Raw genomic sequence first — 22,129 nt, 5'->3', positions numbered from 1 at the left:
AACCTTGGGGGGTTGCTGTTTTTTATTTTATCATAGCTTCACAGCCTGCTGAAGAACAAGTTATCATCCCGTCCCTGTCCGTCCGCCAAATCGTCCGCTGATTTCCGATGCGATCTAACACTTCTTCATGCGGGTGACCATAACGATTATTCCGTCCCGCGGAGATGATGACTGTTTCTGGATTCGTTTGTTGCAACAAGTCGAGTCCCGTCGACGTCTTCGAGCCATGATGACCCGCTTTCAAAATATCGATTGGTCCAAGGTTCCAACCTTCTTCTTGTTCAATGCTCGCGTCACCCGTCAACAAAACCCGTTTTCCTGCAACGTCCGCAAGCAACACGATGGAACGGTCATTCTCCTCTGCTTCTGATTCGTCAGGTGCAACAACAGTAAGCCAAGGTCGTATCTCTCGCCCTGCCTTGACGAACTCCACTTTGGTCCCTGTCGCTTCAATCTGCTCCAGCAAACGATGCCGCTTTTCATCCTGATTATCGTATCTTCCGAAATAAATCGTATCGACACGAATTTTCTTTAATAACCCGATGACACCTCCAATATGATCATTGTCAGCATGAGTCAAGATGAGTCCGTCGATTACTGTCTCCGCGCGCGTATGAAGAAAAGGCGCAACGATTTGACTACCAGGGTCGAACGGACGTAACGTGGGACGTTGTGATAACGTAAACGCCCCGCCTGTGTCGATGACGAACGTTTCTCCATCCTTCTCGATTACCGTACTATCGCCTTGACCGACGTCGAGAAATGTCACCTGTTCTTCCGTCCTTAAATCCATCGATACACTTCCAAGAAGGAGAGCACAGACGGGAAGAAGATGCCCCCACCACTTTTGTTCCGCTACATACCATCCGATTAAGACGACGACTATAACGAGCAAAAAGAGTGGTAACGACAATAAGTGGACAGCAACGGTCGGAACAGGTAACTGCTCCGCTTGCGCGAGGGCAAGATCAAGTACACCAACTGCTCGCTCGTGGAGCGTCATGAATGTATCCGTGACTGGGAAAAACAAGAGTAAGCCTACTAGAAAGGAAAGCGGAAGGATGATCCATTCGATCCAGGCTCCAATGACGAGGTTCAACAGAGGCGACCATGGCGAAACTTCCGTTTGTTCCGCCATTTGCAAGACTAGGCTCGTTAAGATTTGCGCCCAGACACTAATTAACAACCAGTTCCAAGGACGTTTTACTTTTTGCCAGATCTTGCGCGACAATAATAAAAAAATCGTTAGTCCGACAGTCAACTGAAAGCCGATATCATAAAGACTCGTATAGGAATAGGCGAGTTGCGCTGCTGCAACATAGGCAACCACGAGGAGCGGGTCTGTCCGTCGTCCGAGACGCTGATAGAGCAGCAAGATGAACGCGACGCAGACTGCACGCGTGACCGGCGCACTCCATTCCGTCAGCCAACCATATAACGGTAATAAGACAAGGACGAATTCCGCTCTTCGTTCACGCGTCAATCGGCACTTTTTCAAAATCCATAATATCGTAAAAATCAAAAAGGCGATATGTGAACCTGAAATGACGATTGCGTGTAACAATCCAAACTTCTTGAAGCGATCAAGCGTCAACTGATCCATCAATCGGTCCTCACCTAGCACGAGCGCTTCGATATACAAGGCTTGTTTCGCCGGAAGTCGTTCAATCCGGTCCATCCATGCTTGGCGCATCCTGCGTCCCTGCGCGTCAAATCCAGGTGTATCGGTACACGATCCCCATTCTTTCACTTCGAATTTTCCTGCTAATCGTTCTGTACGCATCCAGCGCGCCTCGTCAAAGCCGCCACGATTGACACGGGGTAAAACCATTTTTTCCGTCAGTTCGACTTGACATCGTCTTCCAATTCGCTCGTAATCGAGATCCTGATGTTCATCTAGCGTCGCCGAAACGATCAACTCCTGTTGATTCGCAGTCGCCAGGTACCGAATCCGATCTCCATTTTGCTTCGCGTCCAAAATATCAATTGTCTGAATCGGTGTCGTATCAACGAAATCTTGTCCGTACACGATGAGCACTACGACCAACAGACTCATCAAGACAAGGCGTGTCGAAGTAAAAGACCAGCTTTTAATGGTCAAAACGAGACAAATCACACCTACGAGCCAAAGTGACTCTTTGATTGCGATCAATACAATCATGAAAAATAACGGGAATAACGGCATCAGTAAACAATCAAATAGGCTCTCAATGTTTCAAGCGTCTTGTCACCAAATCCCTTAACCTCTCCTAAGTCTTCATAACGCGCGAACCCGCCCTTTTCTTCACGATAGGCTAAAATCGCGTTCGCTTTAGCTGGACCGATTCCAGGGATTTCAAGTAACTGTTGCTCCGTCGCAGCATTCAAGTCGAGCAGACCAGTCGGCACATCTGCTTGTGGCACTTCTTCTTTCGGTTGTGTAAGTTTCACTTTTTCTTTTGTCGGAACAATGACTTCCTGACCGTCAATCAACCGTGCCGCGAGATTCATTTCTGTCACATCAGCAGCTTGTGTCAACTCCGCACGAACGACTGCGTCTTTAATCCGGTCGCCTAACTTAAAGGAATAGGGTCCCGGTCGCTTGACTGCCCCTTTCACATCAACCATGATTTTTTTGTTTAAGAGGGTCTGCTCCGTGGACCCTTGATCTTCTGCTTTGGCGTCTTGCTCATGCTTAACGATTGCTGGTTTGTCGACGAGCGCTTCTTTCGAACACGATGGTAACGGGACGAACAGTACGATTATCAGTAACACGACAACAACAACACTCGCGATTTGTTGAATCCGGGGAATAGTCATCGGTCTCCCTCCTCTTGCCTCGACTTTACCAGGCTCGAGTCGTCACGTAGCTTTGAGTAATTCGTTTTTCTCGTGGTGTTAACTGACAAATCAATTCCTCAAGAAATCTTTTTCATGTAAATCGTGTATTTTTCTTTAACATACAGCACAAAAAACCGCTGCGAAAGTTTCCTTTTGCAACGGTCCATCCATTATATTTTTTCAGCTACAAAGAAAATTCGTTCGGCCGTCGGTGTTGGTGCATCACTCGTGAAATCACCTGTTACGGCGAGCGTCCGGAATCCTGCTTCACGAAGCCACGTCACGTATTGTTCCGGCGGATACGTCCGTTGATGATGTGTCTCGTCAACACGGTCGTAACGTCCATCTTCGTCTTCGATGAAGAACGTCAATTCGTGGACGACGGACAGTGGTGCTTCTCCGGGATCGGCAAACCAAATATAAGAACTTTGTTCGGCGTGTGTCGCATATGTTTTCCCGTTAAAGAGTGTTTCCATCTTATGCGGGGAATGCACATCAAACAACAACTTCCCGCCTTCTTTTAACGTCCGTGCCGCATGTTCGAACGTCTGTTGCACATCCGCTTCTGTCTTCAGGTAGTTGAGCGAGTCACACAAAATCGTCAGCGCATCGACTGGAGCAGGCAATTCGATTTCGCGCATGTCTTGACACCAAAAATCGATTTTTTGCTGTTGTTCCATCGCTTTTTCTTGTGCAATTTCAAGCATCTCTTCCGATAGATCGATACCTGTCACGCGGTAATGCTCAGCGAGTAACAACGTCGCCGTTCCTGTCCCACAACCGACGTCAGCAATCGTACTGTTTGCTTCGACGTATTGCGATACCCAGGCGACCCATTCGTCGTAGGGAACATCTTGCATCAACTCGTCATAGACGTATGCAAACTGTTCGTACGCCATCAGTCGATCTCGACTTCTACTTTAGGTGCGTCTGACCAGAGTTTTTCAAGGTTGTAGTAGTCACGGTCATCACGGTGGAAGACATGCACAACAACATTTTCAAGATCGGCGAGTACCCAACGCGCTGCGTCAAGTCCTTCGAGACGTTTGATCGGAAGTTCATTTTTATGCGCAACTTCTTTCACTTCACGTGCGATCGCTTGAACTTGCTTTTCTGATCCACCTTCACAAATCACGAAATAATCTGCGATTGGAGAGATGTTTTTCATATCTAAAACGATGATATCTTCTGCCCGTTTATCATCAATTGCATTTACGATTAATTTTAATTCTTGTTCGACTGTCATAGGACGGTCCCCTTTCGTTTAGCCGTGACGAACGCATTATACGTTTCAATCGTCAACGGAAAAATCACTGTTTGTTTGTTACATAAAAATTGGATGGTATGCGCAAGCGTCGCGATGACGGCGTCCGTTAAATCGGCGTCTGCAATTTTACGTAATGTTTCAACGCCTGGATACGTACGATTCGGCTCAATCGCATCGGCGACGAAAATCACTTGATCGAGCAACGGCATATCCGGAGCACCGGTCGTATGATTCGCGATTGCTTGGTAAATCACCGTATCCTCGATACCGAGTTCACGTTTGACGAGTTCTGCGCCGATTGGCGCGTGCAAGAGCTCATCGTCATAATCGAGCAACTCGAGCTGTCCGAGTTCGCGAGCGAGCGTCCGCATTTCTTCGGTGTCCCGATACTTCGCATAATCGTGCAGCATCGCAGCGAACGCTGCCGTCTCCTCGTCGACACCGTTTCGCCGCGCGAGTTGACGAGCTGTTTCAACAACTCCAAGCGTATGCACATAACGCTTATGCGGGAGTGTTCGTTTAATGATATCGTCTGCTTCTTCAAGTAACATACAATTCCCACTCCTCGATTAGTTGTCGGACAGCTTCAGGAACAAGGTAACGGATACTTTTACCGCGGGCGACACGTTTTCGAATGTCCGTCGAAGACACTTCAAGCGACGGTAAGTCGACTGCTGTCACCTGCGCACCTGCCGGAATCAAATAACGACTGCCTGGACGTGCGACCGCTCCGAATTGAACTGCCTCAAACAGGCGGTCTGCTTGATACCATGTATCAAGGCTCGCAAGCGAGTCTGCCCCGAGTAGAAACACGAACTCGTCTGTCGGATACCGTTTTTTCAATTCGAGAACCGTCTCAAGCGTATACGATTTTTCCTGACGCTCGAACTCAATCGTCGAGACGGAAAACGCATCGTTTGCCTGGACAGCGGCTTCAACGAGCTTCAACCGTTGCGCAGCACTCGTCACGTTCGCCGCTTTATGCGGAGGGACGTTCGCAGGTAAAAACCAAACCGCATCAAGATGCAGTTGTTCCTTTGCTTGTTCCGCTATCAATAAATGACCGATGTGGGGCGGGTCAAACGTTCCGCCCATCAAACCAATCTTCATCGTGGTAATTGTAACGTTTTATTCTCTTTCGATTCTTTGTAGAGAACAACAACTTTACCGATGACTTGAACGAGTTCAGCATTTGTTCCGTCGACGAGTTCAGCCGCTACGTCTTTTGGTGTGTCGGCACAGTTCTGCAAAACTTGGACTTTCAATAATTCACGTTTTTCGAGTGCATCAATCAAATCCGCACACATCGCTTCTCCAACGCCATTTTTCCCCACTTGGAAAATCGGGCTTAAATCATGTGCTGTCGCACGTAAAAATCGTTTTTGTTTACCTGTTAACATATCAATATTCCTCCAATTGCTTTCGAATCACCTGCTCACCAAGCGTAAGATCAGGTGCATGACCGGTGAAGCGTTCAAATGCTTCAGCCGCTTGTAAAACGAACATCGGGACGCCGTCTAGTGTCGCGAGTCCTCGAGCCGAGGCATCACGTAGTAGTTGCGTCGGAGTCGGTCGATAAATAATATCACAAATCAGTGCCGTCGTCTCGGTCAATACGATTGGTGTTGCTTCGATGCGTGGCATCATACCGACCGATGTCGTATTGATGATTGTGTCATACGGCGTTAAATCTGGTGACTCCGACCAGTCGATTGCCTGCGCCTGAAATTCAGCGGCAAGCGCGCGCGCGCGTTGATTCGTCCGGTTCATGAGTGTGACAGTCCCGTCGAGCGCTGCGACGATTCCTCGCGCCGCCCCGCCCGCGCCAATCACAAGAATGTTTTCTGACGATTGTCTTGCGGACAAGGCACGAACGAATCCCGTCCCGTCCGTATTCGCACCGACCAGTTCCGTCCCGTCAAAATAGACCGTATTGACCGCCCCTGCTTTTTCAGCAGAAGGCTCGAGTCGATCAAGAAACGGGATGATTGCCGTCTTATAGGGAATCGTGACGTTAATCCCGTCGAGCTCGCGCATCCGTAATTGCCGGACGACCTGCTCTAAATCGTCTGCTTCGACATCTATCATACTATAACAGCCGAAAAGCCCAGCCGCTTCCAGCCATGCCTCGTGCAGCACGGGTGAAAGTGAATGGGCAATCGGATGACCGATGACAGCGAAACGCATCAGACGAGCGCCTCACGTAAGGAAACAGCAACACCTTTAGGCGCGTAGGCAGCTACTCGTCCACCTTTTCCGTGAACTGCAACCCAACCGAGTCCACTGAAGACGATATCTGTTTTCATGTTGTCACGTAAGCTGAACTCATGACGGACGAGCGGTGGTAACATCTCAAGCGTTTTTTCATTCGGAGGCGATAATAACTCTCCATTATGATTTGCATAAAGATCGTCCGCCTTATCTAACTTCGTCCGGTGAACCTTGAGTTCATTTGACATATAGATGACGAATGAACGTTTGTTCCCTTCCATGTAGTCAAGGCGTGCTAAACCACCAAAGAATAACGTTTGTTGCGGGTGGATTTGGAAGACTTGTGGTTTGATTTCTTTTTTCGGCGTAATCAATTTCAAGTCGCGCGCATCGACATAGTGCGCCATCTGATGATGATTGATGATTCCTGGCGTGTCGTACAGGTTACAGTTGTCATCTAGCGGAATGTCGATCAAATCGAGTGTCGTTCCTGGGAAGTGACTGACGGTGATGACGGCCTCTTCTTCTTCACCAAAACGTTTAATGACTTGGTTGATGAGCGTTGATTTCCCGACGTTCGTACAGCCGACGACGTAAACGTCGCGCCCTTTACGATAGTAGTCAATCTTCTCGGCTAATTCATCGACGCCATGCCCTTTTTTCGCACTAATCAAGTGAACATCTACCGGACGTAAGCCCAGTTCCTTCGATGTTTGGCGCATCCAGTTCATCAAACGATTCGGATTAAGTGATTTCGGCAACAAATCTGCCTTATTCCCGACAAGCAGGACATCATTTTTTCCGACGAAGCGGTGTAATCCTGGTAACCAACTTCCGTTGAAATCAAAAATATCAACGATTTTAACGACGAGTGCATCTTTTTGACCGATTCCGTCTAAAATTTTGACAAAATCATCGTCCGTCAATGCAACGTCTTGAATTTGGTTGTAGTGTTTCAGTTTAAAACAACGTTGGCAAATGACCATTTCACGGTCAAGTGCAGATTTAGGCGCATAACCTGGTGCTTTCGGATCCTCTGTTTGAATCTCGACACCACAGCCGGCGCAATGAATTTCTTCGTTCATATGTGTGTTGAGCCGCATCGGGAACTTTCCCTTCTCTATTCAACGTAGCACCCTGCACGCTACTCCAAGAGCGTAACTTCCGACCTATTGCCGTACATGTTGCGACTACTGCCTATCCTTTCATCTACCGGTATGACAGGGTCATTGTTGCTTATCTTGACGCAGTGACTCGATCTGCCGCTTTTCCGTTTCAGACTCTTCTTTGACACGTTGCGTCAATTTATAGATGCCTTTACGTTTCATGCGACGGAAGACGAGACGTTCCATCAAGCGATTGAATTTAGTGACGACACCGTCTGTTTTAACGACGGGTTGGACGTGAATGACTTCGATGCCTACGGAATTTGCTCCTAGCACATCAGTAAACAGCTGATCCCCAAGAAATACAACTTCTTTTGCATGGTAACCGAATTCCGTTAATGCTCGTTTGAAACCGATTGGTAATGGTTTTCGGGCAGGTGCAATATAGTGAAGTCCGAGTGGATCCGCGAACTTTTTGACACGATCGCCGTTATTATTCGAGACGATGATGACGTCAAATCCGTATTGATTATTCACCATATCCAGCCATGACACCAATTCGTCTGGAGCATCGGCAATATCCCATGCAACAAGCGTGTTATCAAGATCCGTCAAAATTGCTTTGACACCGTTTCGTTTTAACATCTCTAAATCGATATCATAAATGGATGCGACGAAATGTTTCGGATAAAGTCGTTTGAACAAGAATAAAACCTCCAGATAATGGTCTAACTCTATAGTTAAGTTTAAGAAACAGTTATGTTCTTATCGTTCGATTATAGCACAATCAATGGCGTAGAGCGATGCACAAAAGAAAACGCCCTTTCACTTTAAGGGCGCTTTTGCTTTCATGAATTCCAAATACCAAGTGCTTGTCCCATCAAGACAGGACCAGTTACATCACCTTCTAAATCAAGCGCACCTTTTGGAGCAATTAAAACGACCGTCGAACCGAATGAAAAATACCCGAACTCGTCGCCACGACGAATGTCACGTGCATGATTCGTCTGGACGATCGTGTTGACGTTCAACGCTCCGACCATGACGTGTTCAAGCGCATGTGCACCTTGGACGATTCGCGTCACCCGTCGATAGTTTCGTGTCAGCGGTCGCGTTCCGTAAGCCAATCCAAGATCATTGACCGGTGCAGAATCCCGCCCGAGCGTATAACTCGTCCGAACTGTCCCATCGATTGGAACATGAACGCGATGATAATTTTGTGGGCTGAGATAAAAAATCAGGACACGGCCACCAACGTACGTTGCCGCTTCATGGTGTGAACCAATCAATTCCGCGACTGAATACGTTTGTCCTTTGACCGTGAAGCGACTCTCTTCCGTCAAGTCGTCGACGACAGATAAAACACCGTCGCACGGACTGACGAATGCGTGCTCAGCTTGCGTAATCGGTCGGACTTCTTCTTTTAAGTGACGGACGAACAACTCATGTAGAGTCGGGTACGCGTCGACCGGCTGACTCGCTTCGTCCATTTGTAAATCATACAGCTTAATAAACGGTTTGATGAAAGGTCGGCTCAATTCGCTCATCGCAAAGCGCCGCAATTGACGTGCGACGAACGGGCGTCCATTTAATTCGAATAGATTTTTAAAAAACCATTTTTTAATCATTTAAATCACCCGATGATTCTTCTTTTGAATCCTCAATATCCTTACCTGCGAAAAATTCCTTGTAGCTATCTTCTGTCTGTTCGCCTGCGACACGGCTTACTTCCTTACCATCTTTGAAGTAAACGACGGTTGGTGTTCCTTCGATACCGAATGTATCCCACGCCGACTGTTCGACAGCAAGATCAATTTGTTCAAACGGAATATCCTGTTGCTCGCCGAGCGGTACTAAGTACGGTTTTACTTTTTCACAGTGGACGCACCCTGTCTGATAGAAGTACGTATAGAATTCGTCACCTGACTTTAATTTTTCAGCGACTTGACTCGCTGTTAGATTTCCATCTTTCGTTGCTGAATCTTCATTATCCATGAAGAGTAGCAATGTTGCTCCCAGTATGACGATCAATACGATGACGCCGGCCGTTATCCAATTCGCTTTTGATTGCGACTTTTTCGACGGCTTCACGCGCGTAGACTTTTTCGACAAATCGATCCCTCCATCATTTTGGCATAAGCCATTTTTTCTGAATCATTATAGCATGACCACCTGCTAGAATCGTATCGATTTCAAAAGCGTCACTAATCAGTAACAGGTCGGCACGTTCACCCGGTTTGATTGTCCCTCCAGAAATCCCGTAAGCTTCGGCAACGTTTCGTGTGACCGTCTGAATGGCGTCCGTAAACGCTACCCCATGACGAACCGCTTCCTCGACCGCTTGCAACATCGAGGTCGGCTTTCCTGATTCCATTCGTAGAAGTTTACCTGCCGCATCGAACGCCGGCAGACTCGCACCGGCGTCACTCGACATCGTGATCTGCCGTAAGGGAACCCCTGCTTCAAGTGCCCGTTTCAGCGCAAGTCCAGCCGGCACCTCGCCTTCTTCGATGAAGGCTTTTGTCGTACAGGTCGTAAAATCAATCCGTCCCCCTTGTTTCGCCCAAGCAAGACCGGCTCCAAAAATCCGTTCACTTCTATTGATATGTGTCGGTAAAAATTGTTCGATCGGTACATCCGACGTCCGGACGACTTCTTCGAGGAGATGTAACGCTTGTTTCCCGTCTCCAATATGGACGTTCATCGTTCCATTGACCCCTTTGACCATCCCGGCGATGCGCGCCTCAGCTGTGAGTCGCGTCAGCTCCTGAACAGTCGGTTGAGTCGAACGATGATCATTGATCGCAATCTCGCCGAGTCCGATGACTTCATTGATAAGGACGATATCACGACCAATCGTATCCGTAATCGAAACGGGCGGGACAGCGTAGCTGCCCGTTAACAGAAAAGGTCGAATTCCGTGTCGTGCAAACCCGCGGACGTGTGCCAGTAAATCAATCCCGGTCCGGGTCCAACCATCCGTGCCAAGTAATCCGACGACCGTCGTCACACCACCCGTCAAGAAATCACTAGCGACTAACGGAGCCGTCCGAGAAGCAAATCCGCCTTCCCCACCTCCGCCAATCGGATGAACATGACCATCGATCAATCCTGGAACGAGTCGCTTCCCCGTACCGTCAATCGTTTGTTCAAGCAAATCCTGATCGATATTATATGTCCCGATTCCTAGAATCGTTCCACCTCCGACAAGTACATCCGTCGGGATCTCGTTAACAAGTGCTTGTTTAATTAAAATCAAGCCTCTTCCCCCTCACTATAAACGATAAAAAGCGAGCATATCGCCCCGTGACGATACCTCGCTTTCAAGTTATTCTGCCTTTGTCCCTTGACCAAGACCAAGATCTTCGTTGACTGCATCAAGTGCGAAGACAACAAGTGACGTCACGACTGACATCGCTGTCGCAAATCCAAAGTTATACGTAACTGCATCGACCGCTGATACGATGAACACAGCTGTGTTCACGAGTAAGAACGACCAAAAGAATGTAACGAGAAAACGCATTCTTTCCCCTCCATTTCCATAGCTTACTTTTATTAGTCCTACGTCTCGTAGTATATCATTTTTTAAATCATCCGACAGCTTTAATCGGATTTTTTTAAGCGTTTTCCTTTTTGCTCAAAACAGTCACTTCCCTGTTTTCTACCGGTCCATATGCTAAAGTAATGAGGAAAGAATCTAAAGCGAAGTTGGTGAATGTATGAAACGTCATCTTATTGCCGTCGACCTCGACGGTACACTCTTAAAAGACGACAAGACAATCAGTCCTGCAAATATTGCCGCACTGCACAAAGCGCGTGAAAATGGTCATGAAGTCGTCATCGCGACAGGTCGTCCGTTTCGCCACGCGAAACGCTACTATGAAGAACTTGGTTTAACGACACCAATCGTTAATTTCAACGGAGGTTTCGTTCATCATCCGAATGATCCCCACTTTCAAGTCAGTCATCATCCGATCCCACTAAAGACCGTCCAGCATATTCTCGAATCTGTTGCTGATACGAAAACACAAAACATCGTCTGTGAAGTGACCGATCATGTCTATTTCCAACGTGATCCGGTCGGGATTTACGAATTTTATACCGACCATGCCTTGTCCGTGACGACCGGTGATTTGCGGAGGCTGCTCCAACATGAACCGACCTCGCTGTTGATTCATGCCAAGGGTGAGCACGTTAACGAAATCCGGTCAGAGCTGTCGCATGTTCATGCCGAGACCGTCTTGAACCGTCAGTGGATCAAGCCCGAGTATATGGTCGAAGTCATGCGTAAAGGAACGAGCAAAGCGATTGGTCTTGAGCAAATCGCACGACATCTCGGAATTGAACAGAAACAAATCGTTGCCTTTGGTGACGAAGAAAACGATTTAGAAATGATTGAGTATGCGGGGCACGGTGTCGCGATGGGCAATGCGATTGGACCACTCAAATTACTTGCAAACGGGACGACAAAACGAAATGAAGACGATGGTATCGCCTATTACTTGAAGCATGTCCTCGGACTCGCTTGATGTAAAAAAAACGCATCTCCTTGACCGACAAATGTCGTTACTCAAGAGGATGCGTTTTTTGTTCTATCCTTTTCGGAAGTAACCAACGACTGAATCGGTTGGTACGACATTGATAAAGACGGTTTCATCCGCGTCACGGCAAATCCGTTCGATATCCCGCAGTTCATGTCGTTCGATGACCATCATCAGCGTCGATTTCTCGGCCCGTGAATACGTTCCGATCGACGGCATCTGTGTGATTCCACGAATGATATGTTGATGCAGTGCCATCGTGATATCGTCGGCATGGTTCGTGATGATGAAGATTGTCAGGCGCTGATTGCTCGTATGAATCTCATCGACCACTTTCGACGTCACGTAGATAAAGACAATCGTATAGAGAGCTGTCGACCAACCGAACAATGCGCCGGCAAGGATTGCAATCAAAAAATTCAAAACGAATAAATAAAGACCGACACTTCGGTCCGAGAACCGGGCAAAAATCAAGGCGACGATATCGAAGCCACCGGTCGACGCACCAAATTTAATCGTAATCCCCGTTCCAATCGCAAGCAAGACACCACCAAACACTGCGTTTAATGTTTGGTCACCCGGAATGACAGCATATTGTGGAATCAAACCGATAAAGATCGTTGTCGCTAAAACAGAAATCAGCGTAATGATTGTAAAGCTACGACCGAGCATAATCCACGCCAATATAATCAATGGAATATTAAGGGCTAAAAACCAAACGTTCTCACCGAACGCAAATGCCGTGTCCTGTAAAACCTGAGTCAGGATTTGGGCAAGCCCCGTAAACCCTGTCGAATAAACGCCACTTGGAATCAAGAACCAGTTCATTGCGACCGCAATGACGAACCCACCAATCGAAGCGACCATTACCTTTAAAATATTTTCCTTCACAACTGCTGTCACACCTCGTTCTCCTCTCCTGCTTGAACTATCTTGGAACACTTTAGCACATAACAAATGACAGCGGATAGTCAAGAATGCGAAAGAAATTGATTTCTTTTTTTGGTAGCGCTCTCATGTGTCCGCGCGATGACTGAACGAAAACAACTCGAAAAACCGGACGATTTTCGAGATTCATCAAGAATTTCGAAAATCGTCCGGTTTTGTGTCAATCATATACACCTGATTCGTTCTAATTTTTAGACCGTCATTGAAGAAGGAACCGTGACGCTACCTTCAGCTGGTACGTCAACGACTTGATTATGGAGTTTCAACGAGAATGCTTCACCTACAGATTGCTCAATCGAGATTTCATTTTGTTTGACGTGAATATGGATATGATGACCGCGCCACTGCATCCGGAACGAATAACTCGTCCAGCCTTGCGGTAACATCGGATTGAAGGATAATACTCCTTCTTGAACACGGAGTCCGGCAAAACCATGCACGATCGACATCCATGATCCGACCATTGACGTGATGTGAAGACCATCTTCCGTATCATTGTTGTAGTTATCCAGATCGAGGCGTGCAGAACGTTGATACAATTCAACCGCCTTTTCTTCATATCCGACTTCAGCGGCAATGATGGAATAGATACAAGGTGAGAGCGACGATTCATGCACCGTACGTGGTTCATAGAAGTCGAAGTTCGCTTTCTTTTGCTCAATCGAGAAACGATCCGTCAAGAAGTAAAGGCCTTGCAAGACGTCTGCTTGTTTAATGAATACAGACCGGAGGACACGATCCCACGACCAGTTTTGATTGAGTGGCAAGTGTTTCGGATCAAGATCAGCAACCATGATTTGTTCTTTATCCATGAAGCCGTCTTGTTGCATGAAAACTGCCGGCTCCGTCTCATCTTTTGGATAATACATTTTTTGATCGATGTCGGCCCACTGCGCAAGCTCTTCATCCGTCAATGTTAATTGATGCATCAACTCGGCGAGACGGTCCGGCTCGTTGTCCGCTAAATGACGATGGACGGTTTGCGCGTATTCAAGGCACCATGCTGCCATCAAGTTCGTATACCAGTTATTGTTGACGTTATTTTCATATTCATTCGGTCCTGTCACACCGAGGATCATGTAGACGTCTTTTTGCGGGACATAGTTGACACGGCTCGCCCAGTACCGCGCAATTTCGACAAGGACTTCAAACCCGTATTGTCCGAGATATGACGTATCCCCTGTATAGTTCGTATAGTTATAAATCGCATGCGCAATTGCGCCGTTCCGGTGAATTTCTTCATGGGTGATTTCCCACTCGTTGTGACACTCTTCCCCGTTCATCGTGACCATCGGATAGAGTGCACCTTTCATACCGACGTTCTTGTCTGCATTCTCTTTTGCTTGCGGCAATTGATTATGACGGTATTTCAACAAGTTCCACGCGACGTCAGGTTTTGATGTCGCAAGGTAGAAGTTGAGACAATACGCTTCCGTATCCCAGTAGGTCGCGCCACCATATTTTTCGCCGGTGAATCCTTTTGGTCCGATGTTCAACCGGGAGTCTTCTCCTGTGTAGGTTTGGAACATGTGGAAGATGTTGAAGCGAATCCCTTGTTGCGCTTCGACGTCACCTTCGATTTTAACGTCTGCTTCTTCCCAGTGCTTCAACCAAGCGGCCTCATGCTGTGCGAGGACGGTATCGAATCCCAGTTCGAACGCTTCATTGACACGCTTCATTGCCTGCTCCAGTAAATGTTCGACTTCATAATCACGGTTTGTCACGAGCGCGACTACTTTCTCTACCGTCGCCGCTTCACCTGGTTCGACTTGTTTCGTAAAGCGGTTCGCCACGTATTGTGACGTCCCTTCAACGACTTCACAAAATGCGCCTTCAACATCTGTAATCATCGCCGCCGTTACGTGCCAATCGAGTTTTTTTGTTTTCGACGTGACATATCCGAAACGCTCTTCCGTCCCATGTTCGACCGGGAGCCAAAATTTTTCATCGTAGTTCGAGTCCTCGTTCTCGACATCCGCATCAAGATACGACTCGATGATGATTTCCGCTTCAAAGTTGATCGGTGTGACCGTATAACGGAGTGCTGCGATTTCTTTTGTCACGATTGAGAAGAATCGCGTCGATTCAATCTTCGTCTCTTCGACGCCATTCTTAAGTAACATCGTTCGTGTCAAAACACCATGTTGCATATCAAGTTCACGCTTAAAATCGACGACTTCCCACTCATTCAAATCGACATTCTTACCATTGATCGAAACACGGATACCCATGATATTGACTGCGTTCAATACTTTTGCGAAGTACTCGGGATAGCCATTTTTCCACCAGCCGACACGTGTTTTATCCGGATAATAGACACCTGCCACATACATTCCTTGGTGTGTATCGCCTGAGTAATCTTCCTCGAAATTACCACGCATCCCCATATGGCCATTCCCAATCGAAGTCATCGATTCGGCGAGACGGTTATCCTCAGGATGGAACCCCTGCTCTATAATTTTCCATTCATTCATATCAAATAATCGTTTCATCATCAGTCGCTCCTTTTATCATTGCCGATTTCGAACGTTTTCATCGTCATTTGTAAGCGTTTCAACGTTTCTGTACATTCTTTATTTTACACATAAAACAGCTTAATGCAATCGTTTGCACGAAAATAAATTTCTTTTTGTGAAACCGTTCCTAATAACTTACTTTCCACTTTAGTTTCTTTGTGTTTTTTTGTTCATAGCATAAAAAAAACTTCATCTCGAGCCCCGTTCCGGGCGAGATGAAGTCACTGGTTTTCATTCGTTTTTTGGACCCCCGCAAGACTGACGAACGACGAGGTAATGCGGGACGATGACACGTTTACCATACGGCGTCGCATCTTCATTGATTTGTTCAATCAAACAATTCGTCGCTTCAAATCCTAGACCAAAGATGTTGATTTCGACCGAGGTCAATGGCGGACTCGAAAACTCAGCGATGAACAGGTTATTGAAGCTGACGACCGCCATTTGGTCCGGGACACTAATCCCCATCTCATTCAACGTACTCATGACGCCGAGCGCCATCATATCATCACTGACGACGACGGCAGTCGGCGGATGATCGAGTGACATCAATCGTTTAACGGCGTCAGCCCCACCAGTCGTCATGAATGGTGCACTGACGATATAGTTATCCTCGACCGGAAGACCCTCTTCCATTAAAGCCGTTTTATACCCACCGACGCGTTCTTGCGTGACCGCTAAGTCTTGTGACCCGCCAACGAAGGCAATACATTCATGTCCGAGCTGATGCAAATACTTTGTCACTTCACGACCGGCAAGGTAATTATCCGTGTCGACATACGTGACTTGCGATGAGTCACTGAACGGTTTCCCGACGACGACGAAGGGAAACTTCGATTCTTGAAGAAATTGTACGACTTTATCATCGGTTCTTGAATATAAAACGACAACTCCGTCGACGCGACGGCCCTGAACCATCGAGACGACGCCCTCATATACTTCTTCTTCCGACACGCCTGTCGTCATATAAAGCGAGTACCCATTTTGATGCGCTTTCGTACTGATTCCACGGATGACTTCTGAAAAGAATGGGTTTTGAAGTGTTTTCGTCGCTGCGCTCGGCATGACGAGACCAATTGCTTGCGTCGTCCGGTTCGCTAAACTCCGAGCATGGACGTTCGGATAATAACCGAGATCTTCCATTGCTTGTCGAACACGTTCTTTTGTTTTTTGACTGATTCGCGGACTATTCGCGATGACACGTGAGACCGTCGATGGTGCGACGTTCGCTTCCCTAGCGACGTCTTTAATTGTGACTTGCATCCCCTTCACCTCATCATTTCCCTACAAATGTATTTTATTGTTTTTCGTTCGAACGATTGACGCGTCTGCGATGGACCAAGAGAAGAATCAACGCAAGGATTGGGGCAATGGATCCAATCGCAACAAGTGACCACCAGTTCACTTGAGAATCTTCTAAGATATATCCATTCGCACTACTGCCATCCAATGTAATTTCATAGGCATCTCCATCTTGTCGGACGAGATCGGAAAATAATAATCCTCGCAGACGTTGATCATCACCGATTTCAGAAGCTTTAATCCGCATCGTCGTTTTCTTCTCTCCTAGATTGATTGCGTAAATCGCCGTCTGATTTTTTGATTCTCGAGCGTATACGGCCATATGATCCGTCTTTCCTAACAAGCGTTGCTTCCCTGTCGCGAACGCTGGGTAGTCTTGACGCATCTGATTCAACGTTTTTACATACTCCTGCATCTTTTCATTTTTATCAAACTCCATCATCATTCGGTTCCCCGGATCTTCACCACCCGGCATGGCGACTTCCGTTCCTTGATAGACGACCGGCATACCTGGAGCAGCATATAGGGCGAATAACGCGAGGCGTAATTGGCGTTCTTCATCTGAAGTTCCACCGATTTTCGCTTCTGTAATGAATCGTTTCAAATCATGATTATCAATGAATGTCGCGAGCGACATCGCTTTCGGATTAAATGTGATATCTCGATTATAAACTGAATCGAGTTCTTCCGCTGAACCATTTTTGCGGGCAAATTGATCTTTTATCCCGTAATAGAAAGGAAAGTTTGTCACGGAATCAAATCCAAGCTCTGAATAGGTCGCAATCTTTCGCGGATCACCATCGAATACCTCTCCGAGTAAAAATAAGTCCGGATGTTTTTCTTTGACGGCCGGAATGAATTCCTTCCAAAATGCCGGCGGAACATGACGGACCGTATCGAGACGATACCCATCGATTCCTGTCTCATCGACCCAGTAATTCGCGACGTCAACCAAATAATCGACGACTTCTGGATTTTCAGTATTGAAATCTGGCAAATCAAATAACCAGTTGTTTTCGACTTCGACTTGATTGTTCCAATTCATAATCGGTTGTTCTTCATGGAACCAATCCGGCTTTTCTTCGACAAGCGGATGATTTGGTCCGAGATGATTGACAACTAAATCAAGAACAACTTTGATGTCACGCTCGTGTGCTTCGTCGACCAATGTTTTAAATTCTTCTTTTGTTCCGAAATGGGGATCGATTTTATAATAATCCTCCGTCCAGTAACCATGATAGCCATTCGGTCGATTCTTAAAGACCGGTGTCAACCAGATTGACGTGAATCCTTCATCTTTTATGTAATCAAGGCGTTTCGTCACCCCTGCCAAATCACCACCATGATAAGCTTTCGGATCGTCCTTGTTCACATCGATATCATTACTCGTTTTCCCGTTCTCAAACCGGTCGATCATAATAAAATACATTCGTTCCTTTTCCCAATTTGCTGCTTCACTCGTCTGCGGAAAAAGTCCGAAAGACAAGAGAAGCGGCAAGAAGAGAAGCATCACGCCTCGTCTCATGCCGCTAATTCCTCCTTTATTACCCTTTCGTTCCACCTGCCGTCAATCCAGATACGAAGTAGCGCTGGAAGGCGAAGAACAGAAGGACGATTGGGACTGCAGATAAAACGGCACCTGCCGCAAACAACGTGAAGTTGTTATCAAATTGCTCAGAAACCATGTTGTATAATCCGACCGCAAGCGTCTGTTTCTCCGGCGAACGGAGAACAAGTGACGCCAGGATGAAATCATTGAACGGTGCCATGAAATTGAACAAAGCGATGACAGCAACCATTGGTTTAGCAAGCGGAAGGATGATTTGCCAGAAAATCCGAAGATGACCTGCCCCATCCATTCGTGCCGCTTCATCTAGCTCTTTTGGTATTGTATCAAAATATCCTTTGGCGAGATACGTATTCATCGGAATCGCTCCACCAGAGTATAAAAGAATCAACGCAAGATGTGTATCGAACAAATCGAGCATGTTGAGCAACACATAAATCGCGATGATCGCGACGAATTGCGGAACCATCTGCAAGACGAGGAACAAAATCAACGAATTTTTTCGCCCGACGAACCGGTAACGTGAGAAGATATAGCCCGTTAACGTGATCAATGCGACCGAGACGACCATTGTAATGACAGCGATTTTGATGGTGTTCAAATACCACATGCCGTAATCCGTTTGTGTCGCATCAAACAGATCGAAGTAATGGATGAGTGTCGGATTACTCGGGAAGATGTCCGAAGTAATGCTTTTCCCCGGGTTGAGCGAAGTCCCGACAACCCAAAGTAGTGGATAGACAATAATAATCGAGGCGATCGTCAAAATGAGGTATGACAACGCCATATTGATTCGGTTTTGTTTTCTCATTAGATCATATCCTCATCTTTGAATGATTTTGAACGTTTAAACTGAATGACGGCAATCGTCATGATGAAGAACGACAGTACGAGTGTAATTGCTGCTGCGAAACCATACTGTGGATTTGAACCGAGCGATAGCTTATAGATCCAGGAGATTAAGATATCGGTTCCACCCGCAGATTGTCCCGGTACAGCCGGTCCACCATTGTTAAAGAGATAGATGATGTTGAAGTTATTGAAGTTAAACGTGTATTGCGTAATTAAGATTGGAGCTGTCGCGAATAAAATCATCGGTAACGTGATCAAACGGAATTTTTCACCTGAAGTCGCCCCGTCAATCGTCGCCGCTTCATATAGATCTTCCGGAATCGACTGTAAGATTCCTGTCGTGAGCGTCATGATATACGGGAATCCGAGCCACCACTGAATCCCGATCAGTGCGAGACGTGTGTACGTCGGGTCAGTCATCCACTCGACACCACCGCCTATTCCGATTGCCGGGAGCAACGTCGTGTTAAAGACGCCAAATGTTTCATTGAACATTGAACGGAAAATCAAAATCGTGATAAAAGCCGGTACCGCCCACGATAAAATCAAAATTGAACGGAAGAAGCGTTTCCCTTTAAGACCTTTTTGGTTCAAGAGAACAGCCAGACCAATTCCGATTGCGATGACGCCTGTCGTCGAAGCAACTGTCCAAACGAGCGTCCAACCTAACACACTGATGAACGTATCACGGAAAATATCGACCGTGAAAATGTTTAAGAAGTTTTGAATGCCAATCCAGTCGACGAGCTTGGCTGGTGGCGAGTTATTGAATTTATAGTTCGTAAAAGCAATCAAGAATGTAAAAATCAACGGTAAAACGACTGTGAAGACGAGTAGTACCAACGATGGAATCAGCATAGCATACGGGAACCCGTTATCACGGAAATTCCGTAGCTGCATCTTCAGTGAAGGTACTTCTACATTTAAATCACGCAGTTTACCGATTCGATACGCATCGATAAAGTTCCAGACGTAAATGGCAATACCAAACACAAGTAAAATCAACGCGATGATTCCCTCGACCATTAAGAAAATCGAGTGATCTCCCCTTACGCCTGCTACCTCACCGAGTGTAATCAGACCCCAGATCGCACCGCGATCCCCTGGTCCATTCCCGGCTCCTTTAAAAAACAAATCAAAATTGACTAAAAAATATGACAGGACGACGATAAAGAATATCGCGCCTTTTAAAAATTGTTTATTATACAGTTGCCCTAAACCTGGGACAATTGAAATCAACGAAGCAATTTTGCGGTGATTCGTTTGTAGTTCCGGTGTCGGGTCCGTTTGTTTCGGTGTCGTAATGGCAGCCATCGTCTGTTCTCCTTTCCAAAGGTCATGTCTGACCTCAGGCTTCTCTTCCAACCATAAAGATGAGGGGGAATCAATGATCCCCCTCTCTTTAATTCTTTTTTAGTGATTCAATTGGGAAACGACGACTTATTGATTGTTCGCTTCGATTTGTTGCTTGATTTGTTTGACAGCGTCATCTGCTGATTTTTGAGCATCTTGCTTGTCTGTTGCAACAAGTTGAAGTGCTGCTGCCATTGGTTCCCAAACTTGTCCCATCTCGGCGATGTTCGGCATTGGCACACCGTCTTTAGACTGAGCGAAGACTGCTGCTGCAACTTCGTTATCTTTAATCGATGCATCTTCTTGGAGTGAAGTGACCGGTGGAATCTCGTTGTATTTCTCAAACATCGCTTTCGCGTTTTCTTCACCTGTTAATGTAGCAAGGAATTTCTCAGCCCATTCCGGATTTTTAGAATATGCAGAAACCGCATACGTTTTAACTCCTACGAATGTTTTGATTGCTTCACCGTTCGGAAGCTTCGGAAGCGCCGATGCTCCTAAGTTGATGCCTTTTTCTTTATAGCTTGAGACTGCCCATGGTCCGTTCATGACAGCGACTGCTTTCTTGTCACCGAACAATTGATCCATCGCTTGACCGCCGCCACCGCCGATCAACCCTTTCGGGAAGAGACCTTCTTTGTACCATTTGCCGATGTAGTCCATTCCTTCGACAGCGCCAGCATTGTTCAAGCCGATGTCTGCAGGATCAAGTTTTCCACCGTTATCTTTAAAGACATATCCACCGTACCCAGCAATCGGACCGTGTGCGAAGTAGAAGTTATCCCAAAGTGCGAGGAAACCATACTTGCCGTCTTTTTTCTGTTCCGTTGATACTTTATAGAGATCATCCATTGAAGCTGGTGCTTCTTTTAACTCATCCTTGTTGAAAAGGAGAATCGGTGTTTCAACAGCTTTTGGATAGCCGTACACTTTACCATCAAATGTGACAGCAGATTTTGCTGTATCGATGAATGGCTCAAGTGCTTTTTCACCATCTTTAAGTTCAGTGATCAATCCTTGGTCAACGACTGTCCCAATCTGGTCGTGTGGAAGAAGAATGATATCTGGTCCTTTATCAGCAGGTCCGTCAAGTGCAACTTTTTTCTGTTGATCTGTCATTTTGACTTCTTTAACTTCAACTTTTACGCCTTCTTTTTCTTCAAACGCTTTTGCCGCTGCTTTTGTTGTTTCGGCTTTTTCAGTATCTTCCCAAATAACGATTTTATCTGGTTTGCCACCATCGCCTGATGTATTCGATGAAGAGTCTGAATCTGTTCCGCCACCACATGCTGCGAGAGCACCGATTGCCATTACCGATACCGAAAGACCTGCTACAAGTTTTTTCATTTCCATGATTGAAAATTCCTCCCCAAGTTAACGTACGAATGATAAGTTCTAATGCACAACGTTTGCATAAAGGCACAACCATTTTCTCATGATAACAACTGAGTAGTTGTAAGCGTTTTATGAAAACGTTTGCATCACCTTTACATTTTTATTATACAATCTAAATCCCTTTTGACAAGTCCTTTTTATTAATTATTTTCCTACATTTTAAAAACATTCTAAAAAAGTATTTAATCGAATAAACTTCCCTAAAATTTTTATTACCCAAAAAAGAAAACGTTTACATTTAATTTAATTGC

22 protein-coding genes are annotated in these 22,129 nt (G+C 46.3%); 1 reads left to right on the top strand and 21 read right to left on the bottom strand.

The window, feature by feature from the left end:
- Positions 1-22: 22 nt before the first annotated feature.
- From KNP99_RS07695 to KNP99_RS07630, 14 genes are all read right to left on the bottom strand, one after another.
- Positions 23-2,185: a DNA internalization-related competence protein ComEC/Rec2 gene (locus tag KNP99_RS07695; RefSeq protein WP_214769877.1), complete on the bottom strand. Its 2,163-nt coding sequence runs from the start codon at positions 2,183-2,185 to the stop codon at positions 23-25.
- Positions 2,185-2,799, bottom strand: coding sequence for a helix-hairpin-helix domain-containing protein (locus KNP99_RS07690; protein WP_214765462.1), 615 nt, complete (start codon positions 2,797-2,799; stop codon positions 2,185-2,187). The genes KNP99_RS07695 and KNP99_RS07690 overlap by 1 nt, the downstream gene beginning before the upstream one ends.
- 191 nt (positions 2,800-2,990) lie before the next feature.
- Positions 2,991-3,719, bottom strand: a complete 729-nt coding sequence (locus tag KNP99_RS07685; protein ID WP_214765464.1) for a class I SAM-dependent DNA methyltransferase — start codon at positions 3,717-3,719, stop codon at positions 2,991-2,993.
- Positions 3,719-4,066, bottom strand: a complete 348-nt coding sequence (gene rsfS, locus KNP99_RS07680; protein WP_029332888.1) for a ribosome silencing factor — start codon at positions 4,064-4,066, stop codon at positions 3,719-3,721. The genes KNP99_RS07685 and rsfS overlap by 1 nt, the downstream gene beginning before the upstream one ends.
- On the bottom strand, positions 4,063-4,638 hold the full coding sequence (gene yqeK / locus KNP99_RS07675; protein WP_214765466.1) for a bis(5'-nucleosyl)-tetraphosphatase (symmetrical) YqeK: 576 nt from the start codon (positions 4,636-4,638) through the stop codon (positions 4,063-4,065). Before yqeK ends, rsfS begins: the two co-directional genes overlap by 4 nt.
- Positions 4,628-5,197 (bottom strand): nicotinate-nucleotide adenylyltransferase, encoded by a 570-nt coding sequence (locus KNP99_RS07670; protein WP_088836514.1) that lies wholly within the window; start codon positions 5,195-5,197, stop codon positions 4,628-4,630. The genes yqeK and KNP99_RS07670 overlap by 11 nt, the downstream gene beginning before the upstream one ends.
- A complete protein-coding gene (gene yhbY, locus KNP99_RS07665; protein ID WP_088836513.1) occupies positions 5,194-5,487 on the bottom strand; it encodes a ribosome assembly RNA-binding protein YhbY in 294 nt (97 codons plus the stop codon). The genes KNP99_RS07670 and yhbY overlap by 4 nt, the downstream gene beginning before the upstream one ends.
- 1 nt (position 5,488) lies before the next feature.
- Positions 5,489-6,274 (bottom strand): shikimate dehydrogenase, encoded by a 786-nt coding sequence (gene aroE / locus KNP99_RS07660; protein ID WP_214765469.1) that lies wholly within the window; start codon positions 6,272-6,274, stop codon positions 5,489-5,491.
- Positions 6,274-7,383 (bottom strand): ribosome biogenesis GTPase YqeH, encoded by a 1,110-nt coding sequence (gene yqeH / locus KNP99_RS07655; RefSeq protein WP_029332883.1) that lies wholly within the window; start codon positions 7,381-7,383, stop codon positions 6,274-6,276. The genes aroE and yqeH overlap by 1 nt, the downstream gene beginning before the upstream one ends.
- 141 nt (positions 7,384-7,524) lie before the next feature.
- A complete protein-coding gene (locus KNP99_RS07650; protein WP_088836511.1) occupies positions 7,525-8,109 on the bottom strand; it encodes a YqeG family HAD IIIA-type phosphatase in 585 nt (194 codons plus the stop codon).
- A 143-nt stretch (positions 8,110-8,252) separates the two neighbouring features.
- Positions 8,253-9,032, bottom strand: a complete 780-nt coding sequence (locus KNP99_RS07645; RefSeq protein WP_214845804.1) for a phosphatidylserine decarboxylase — start codon at positions 9,030-9,032, stop codon at positions 8,253-8,255.
- Positions 9,025-9,516: a thioredoxin family protein gene (locus KNP99_RS07640; RefSeq protein ID WP_214765474.1), complete on the bottom strand. Its 492-nt coding sequence runs from the start codon at positions 9,514-9,516 to the stop codon at positions 9,025-9,027. Before KNP99_RS07640 ends, KNP99_RS07645 begins: the two co-directional genes overlap by 8 nt.
- Before the next feature lie 13 nt (positions 9,517-9,529).
- Entirely contained in the window at positions 9,530-10,663 is a 1,134-nt protein-coding gene (gene iadA / locus KNP99_RS07635; protein ID WP_214845803.1) for a beta-aspartyl-peptidase, read from the bottom strand.
- Between the two features lie 69 nt (positions 10,664-10,732).
- Positions 10,733-10,927, bottom strand: a complete 195-nt coding sequence (locus KNP99_RS07630; RefSeq protein WP_012369663.1) for a YjzD family protein — start codon at positions 10,925-10,927, stop codon at positions 10,733-10,735.
- A 196-nt stretch (positions 10,928-11,123) separates the two neighbouring features.
- Here KNP99_RS07630 and KNP99_RS07625 point away from each other — a divergent pair, with 196 nt between their 5' ends.
- A complete protein-coding gene (locus KNP99_RS07625; RefSeq protein WP_088836507.1) occupies positions 11,124-11,933 on the top strand; it encodes a Cof-type HAD-IIB family hydrolase in 810 nt (269 codons plus the stop codon).
- 63 nt (positions 11,934-11,996) lie between these two features.
- On the opposite strand, the gene KNP99_RS07620 is transcribed toward KNP99_RS07625, so the two are convergent.
- The 7 genes from KNP99_RS07620 to KNP99_RS07590 all read right to left on the bottom strand — a co-directional run bounded on the left by KNP99_RS07620 (position 11,997) and on the right by KNP99_RS07590 (position 21,830).
- The gene (locus tag KNP99_RS07620) at positions 11,997-12,848 is read right to left on the bottom strand and encodes a YitT family protein (RefSeq protein ID WP_029332877.1); all 852 of its coding nucleotides are present in this window, start codon (positions 12,846-12,848) and stop codon (positions 11,997-11,999) included.
- A 236-nt stretch (positions 12,849-13,084) separates the two neighbouring features.
- A complete protein-coding gene (locus tag KNP99_RS07615; RefSeq protein WP_088836506.1) occupies positions 13,085-15,385 on the bottom strand; it encodes a glycoside hydrolase family 65 protein in 2,301 nt (766 codons plus the stop codon).
- 255 nt (positions 15,386-15,640) lie between these two features.
- Entirely contained in the window at positions 15,641-16,672 is a 1,032-nt protein-coding gene (locus tag KNP99_RS07610) for a LacI family DNA-binding transcriptional regulator (protein ID WP_088836505.1), read from the bottom strand.
- Between the two features lie 34 nt (positions 16,673-16,706).
- Positions 16,707-18,236 (bottom strand): alpha-amylase family glycosyl hydrolase, encoded by a 1,530-nt coding sequence (locus KNP99_RS07605; RefSeq protein ID WP_088836504.1) that lies wholly within the window; start codon positions 18,234-18,236, stop codon positions 16,707-16,709.
- 19 nt (positions 18,237-18,255) lie between these two features.
- The gene (locus tag KNP99_RS07600; RefSeq protein WP_029332873.1) at positions 18,256-19,089 is read right to left on the bottom strand and encodes a sugar ABC transporter permease; all 834 of its coding nucleotides are present in this window, start codon (positions 19,087-19,089) and stop codon (positions 18,256-18,258) included.
- Complete coding sequence (locus tag KNP99_RS07595) at positions 19,089-20,444, bottom strand: carbohydrate ABC transporter permease (RefSeq protein ID WP_088836503.1); 1,356 nt, start codon at positions 20,442-20,444, stop codon at positions 19,089-19,091. Before KNP99_RS07595 ends, KNP99_RS07600 begins: the two co-directional genes overlap by 1 nt.
- A gap of 126 nt (positions 20,445-20,570) precedes the next feature.
- The gene (locus tag KNP99_RS07590) at positions 20,571-21,830 is read right to left on the bottom strand and encodes an extracellular solute-binding protein (protein ID WP_204251432.1); all 1,260 of its coding nucleotides are present in this window, start codon (positions 21,828-21,830) and stop codon (positions 20,571-20,573) included.
- Positions 21,831-22,129: the final 299 nt, after the last annotated feature.

Source organism: Exiguobacterium sp. s95, assembly GCF_018618655.1.
Classification (GTDB): domain Bacteria; phylum Bacillota; class Bacilli; order Exiguobacteriales; family Exiguobacteriaceae; genus Exiguobacterium_A; species Exiguobacterium_A oxidotolerans.
This window is presented reverse-complemented; position numbering and strand designations above follow the sequence as displayed.

Bases quoted from the DNA above. Each gene is read 5' to 3' on its own strand.
- KNP99_RS07695 (WP_214769877.1), bottom strand. From the start codon at position 2,185: ATGCCGTTATTCCCGTTATTTTTCATGATTGTATTGATCGCAATCAAA.
- KNP99_RS07690 (WP_214765462.1), bottom strand. From the start codon at position 2,799: ATGACTATTCCCCGGATTCAACAAATCGCGAGTGTTGTTGTTGTCGTG.
- KNP99_RS07685 (WP_214765464.1), bottom strand. From the start codon at position 3,719: ATGGCGTACGAACAGTTTGCATACGTCTATGACGAGTTGATGCAAGAT.
- rsfS (WP_029332888.1), bottom strand. From the start codon at position 4,066: ATGACAGTCGAACAAGAATTAAAATTAATCGTAAATGCAATTGATGAT.
- yqeK (WP_214765466.1), bottom strand. From the start codon at position 4,638: ATGTTACTTGAAGAAGCAGACGATATCATTAAACGAACACTCCCGCAT.
- KNP99_RS07670 (WP_088836514.1), bottom strand. From the start codon at position 5,197: ATGAAGATTGGTTTGATGGGCGGAACGTTTGACCCGCCCCACATCGGT.
- yhbY (WP_088836513.1), bottom strand. From the start codon at position 5,487: ATGTTAACAGGTAAACAAAAACGATTTTTACGTGCGACAGCACATGAT.
- aroE (WP_214765469.1), bottom strand. From the start codon at position 6,274: ATGCGTTTCGCTGTCATCGGTCATCCGATTGCCCATTCACTTTCACCC.
- yqeH (WP_029332883.1), bottom strand. From the start codon at position 7,383: ATGAACGAAGAAATTCATTGCGCCGGCTGTGGTGTCGAGATTCAAACA.
- KNP99_RS07645 (WP_214845804.1), bottom strand. From the start codon at position 9,032: ATGATTAAAAAATGGTTTTTTAAAAATCTATTCGAATTAAATGGACGC.
- KNP99_RS07630 (WP_012369663.1), bottom strand. From the start codon at position 10,927: ATGCGTTTTCTCGTTACATTCTTTTGGTCGTTCTTACTCGTGAACACA.
- KNP99_RS07625 (WP_088836507.1), top strand. From the start codon at position 11,124: ATGAAACGTCATCTTATTGCCGTCGACCTCGACGGTACACTCTTAAAA.
- KNP99_RS07615 (WP_088836506.1), bottom strand. From the start codon at position 15,385: ATGAAACGATTATTTGATATGAATGAATGGAAAATTATAGAGCAGGGG.
- KNP99_RS07610 (WP_088836505.1), bottom strand. From the start codon at position 16,672: ATGCAAGTCACAATTAAAGACGTCGCTAGGGAAGCGAACGTCGCACCA.
- KNP99_RS07605 (WP_088836504.1), bottom strand. From the start codon at position 18,236: ATGAGACGAGGCGTGATGCTTCTCTTCTTGCCGCTTCTCTTGTCTTTC.
- KNP99_RS07600 (WP_029332873.1), bottom strand. From the start codon at position 19,089: ATGAGAAAACAAAACCGAATCAATATGGCGTTGTCATACCTCATTTTG.
- KNP99_RS07595 (WP_088836503.1), bottom strand. From the start codon at position 20,444: ATGGCTGCCATTACGACACCGAAACAAACGGACCCGACACCGGAACTA.
- KNP99_RS07590 (WP_204251432.1), bottom strand. From the start codon at position 21,830: ATGAAAAAACTTGTAGCAGGTCTTTCGGTATCGGTAATGGCAATCGGT.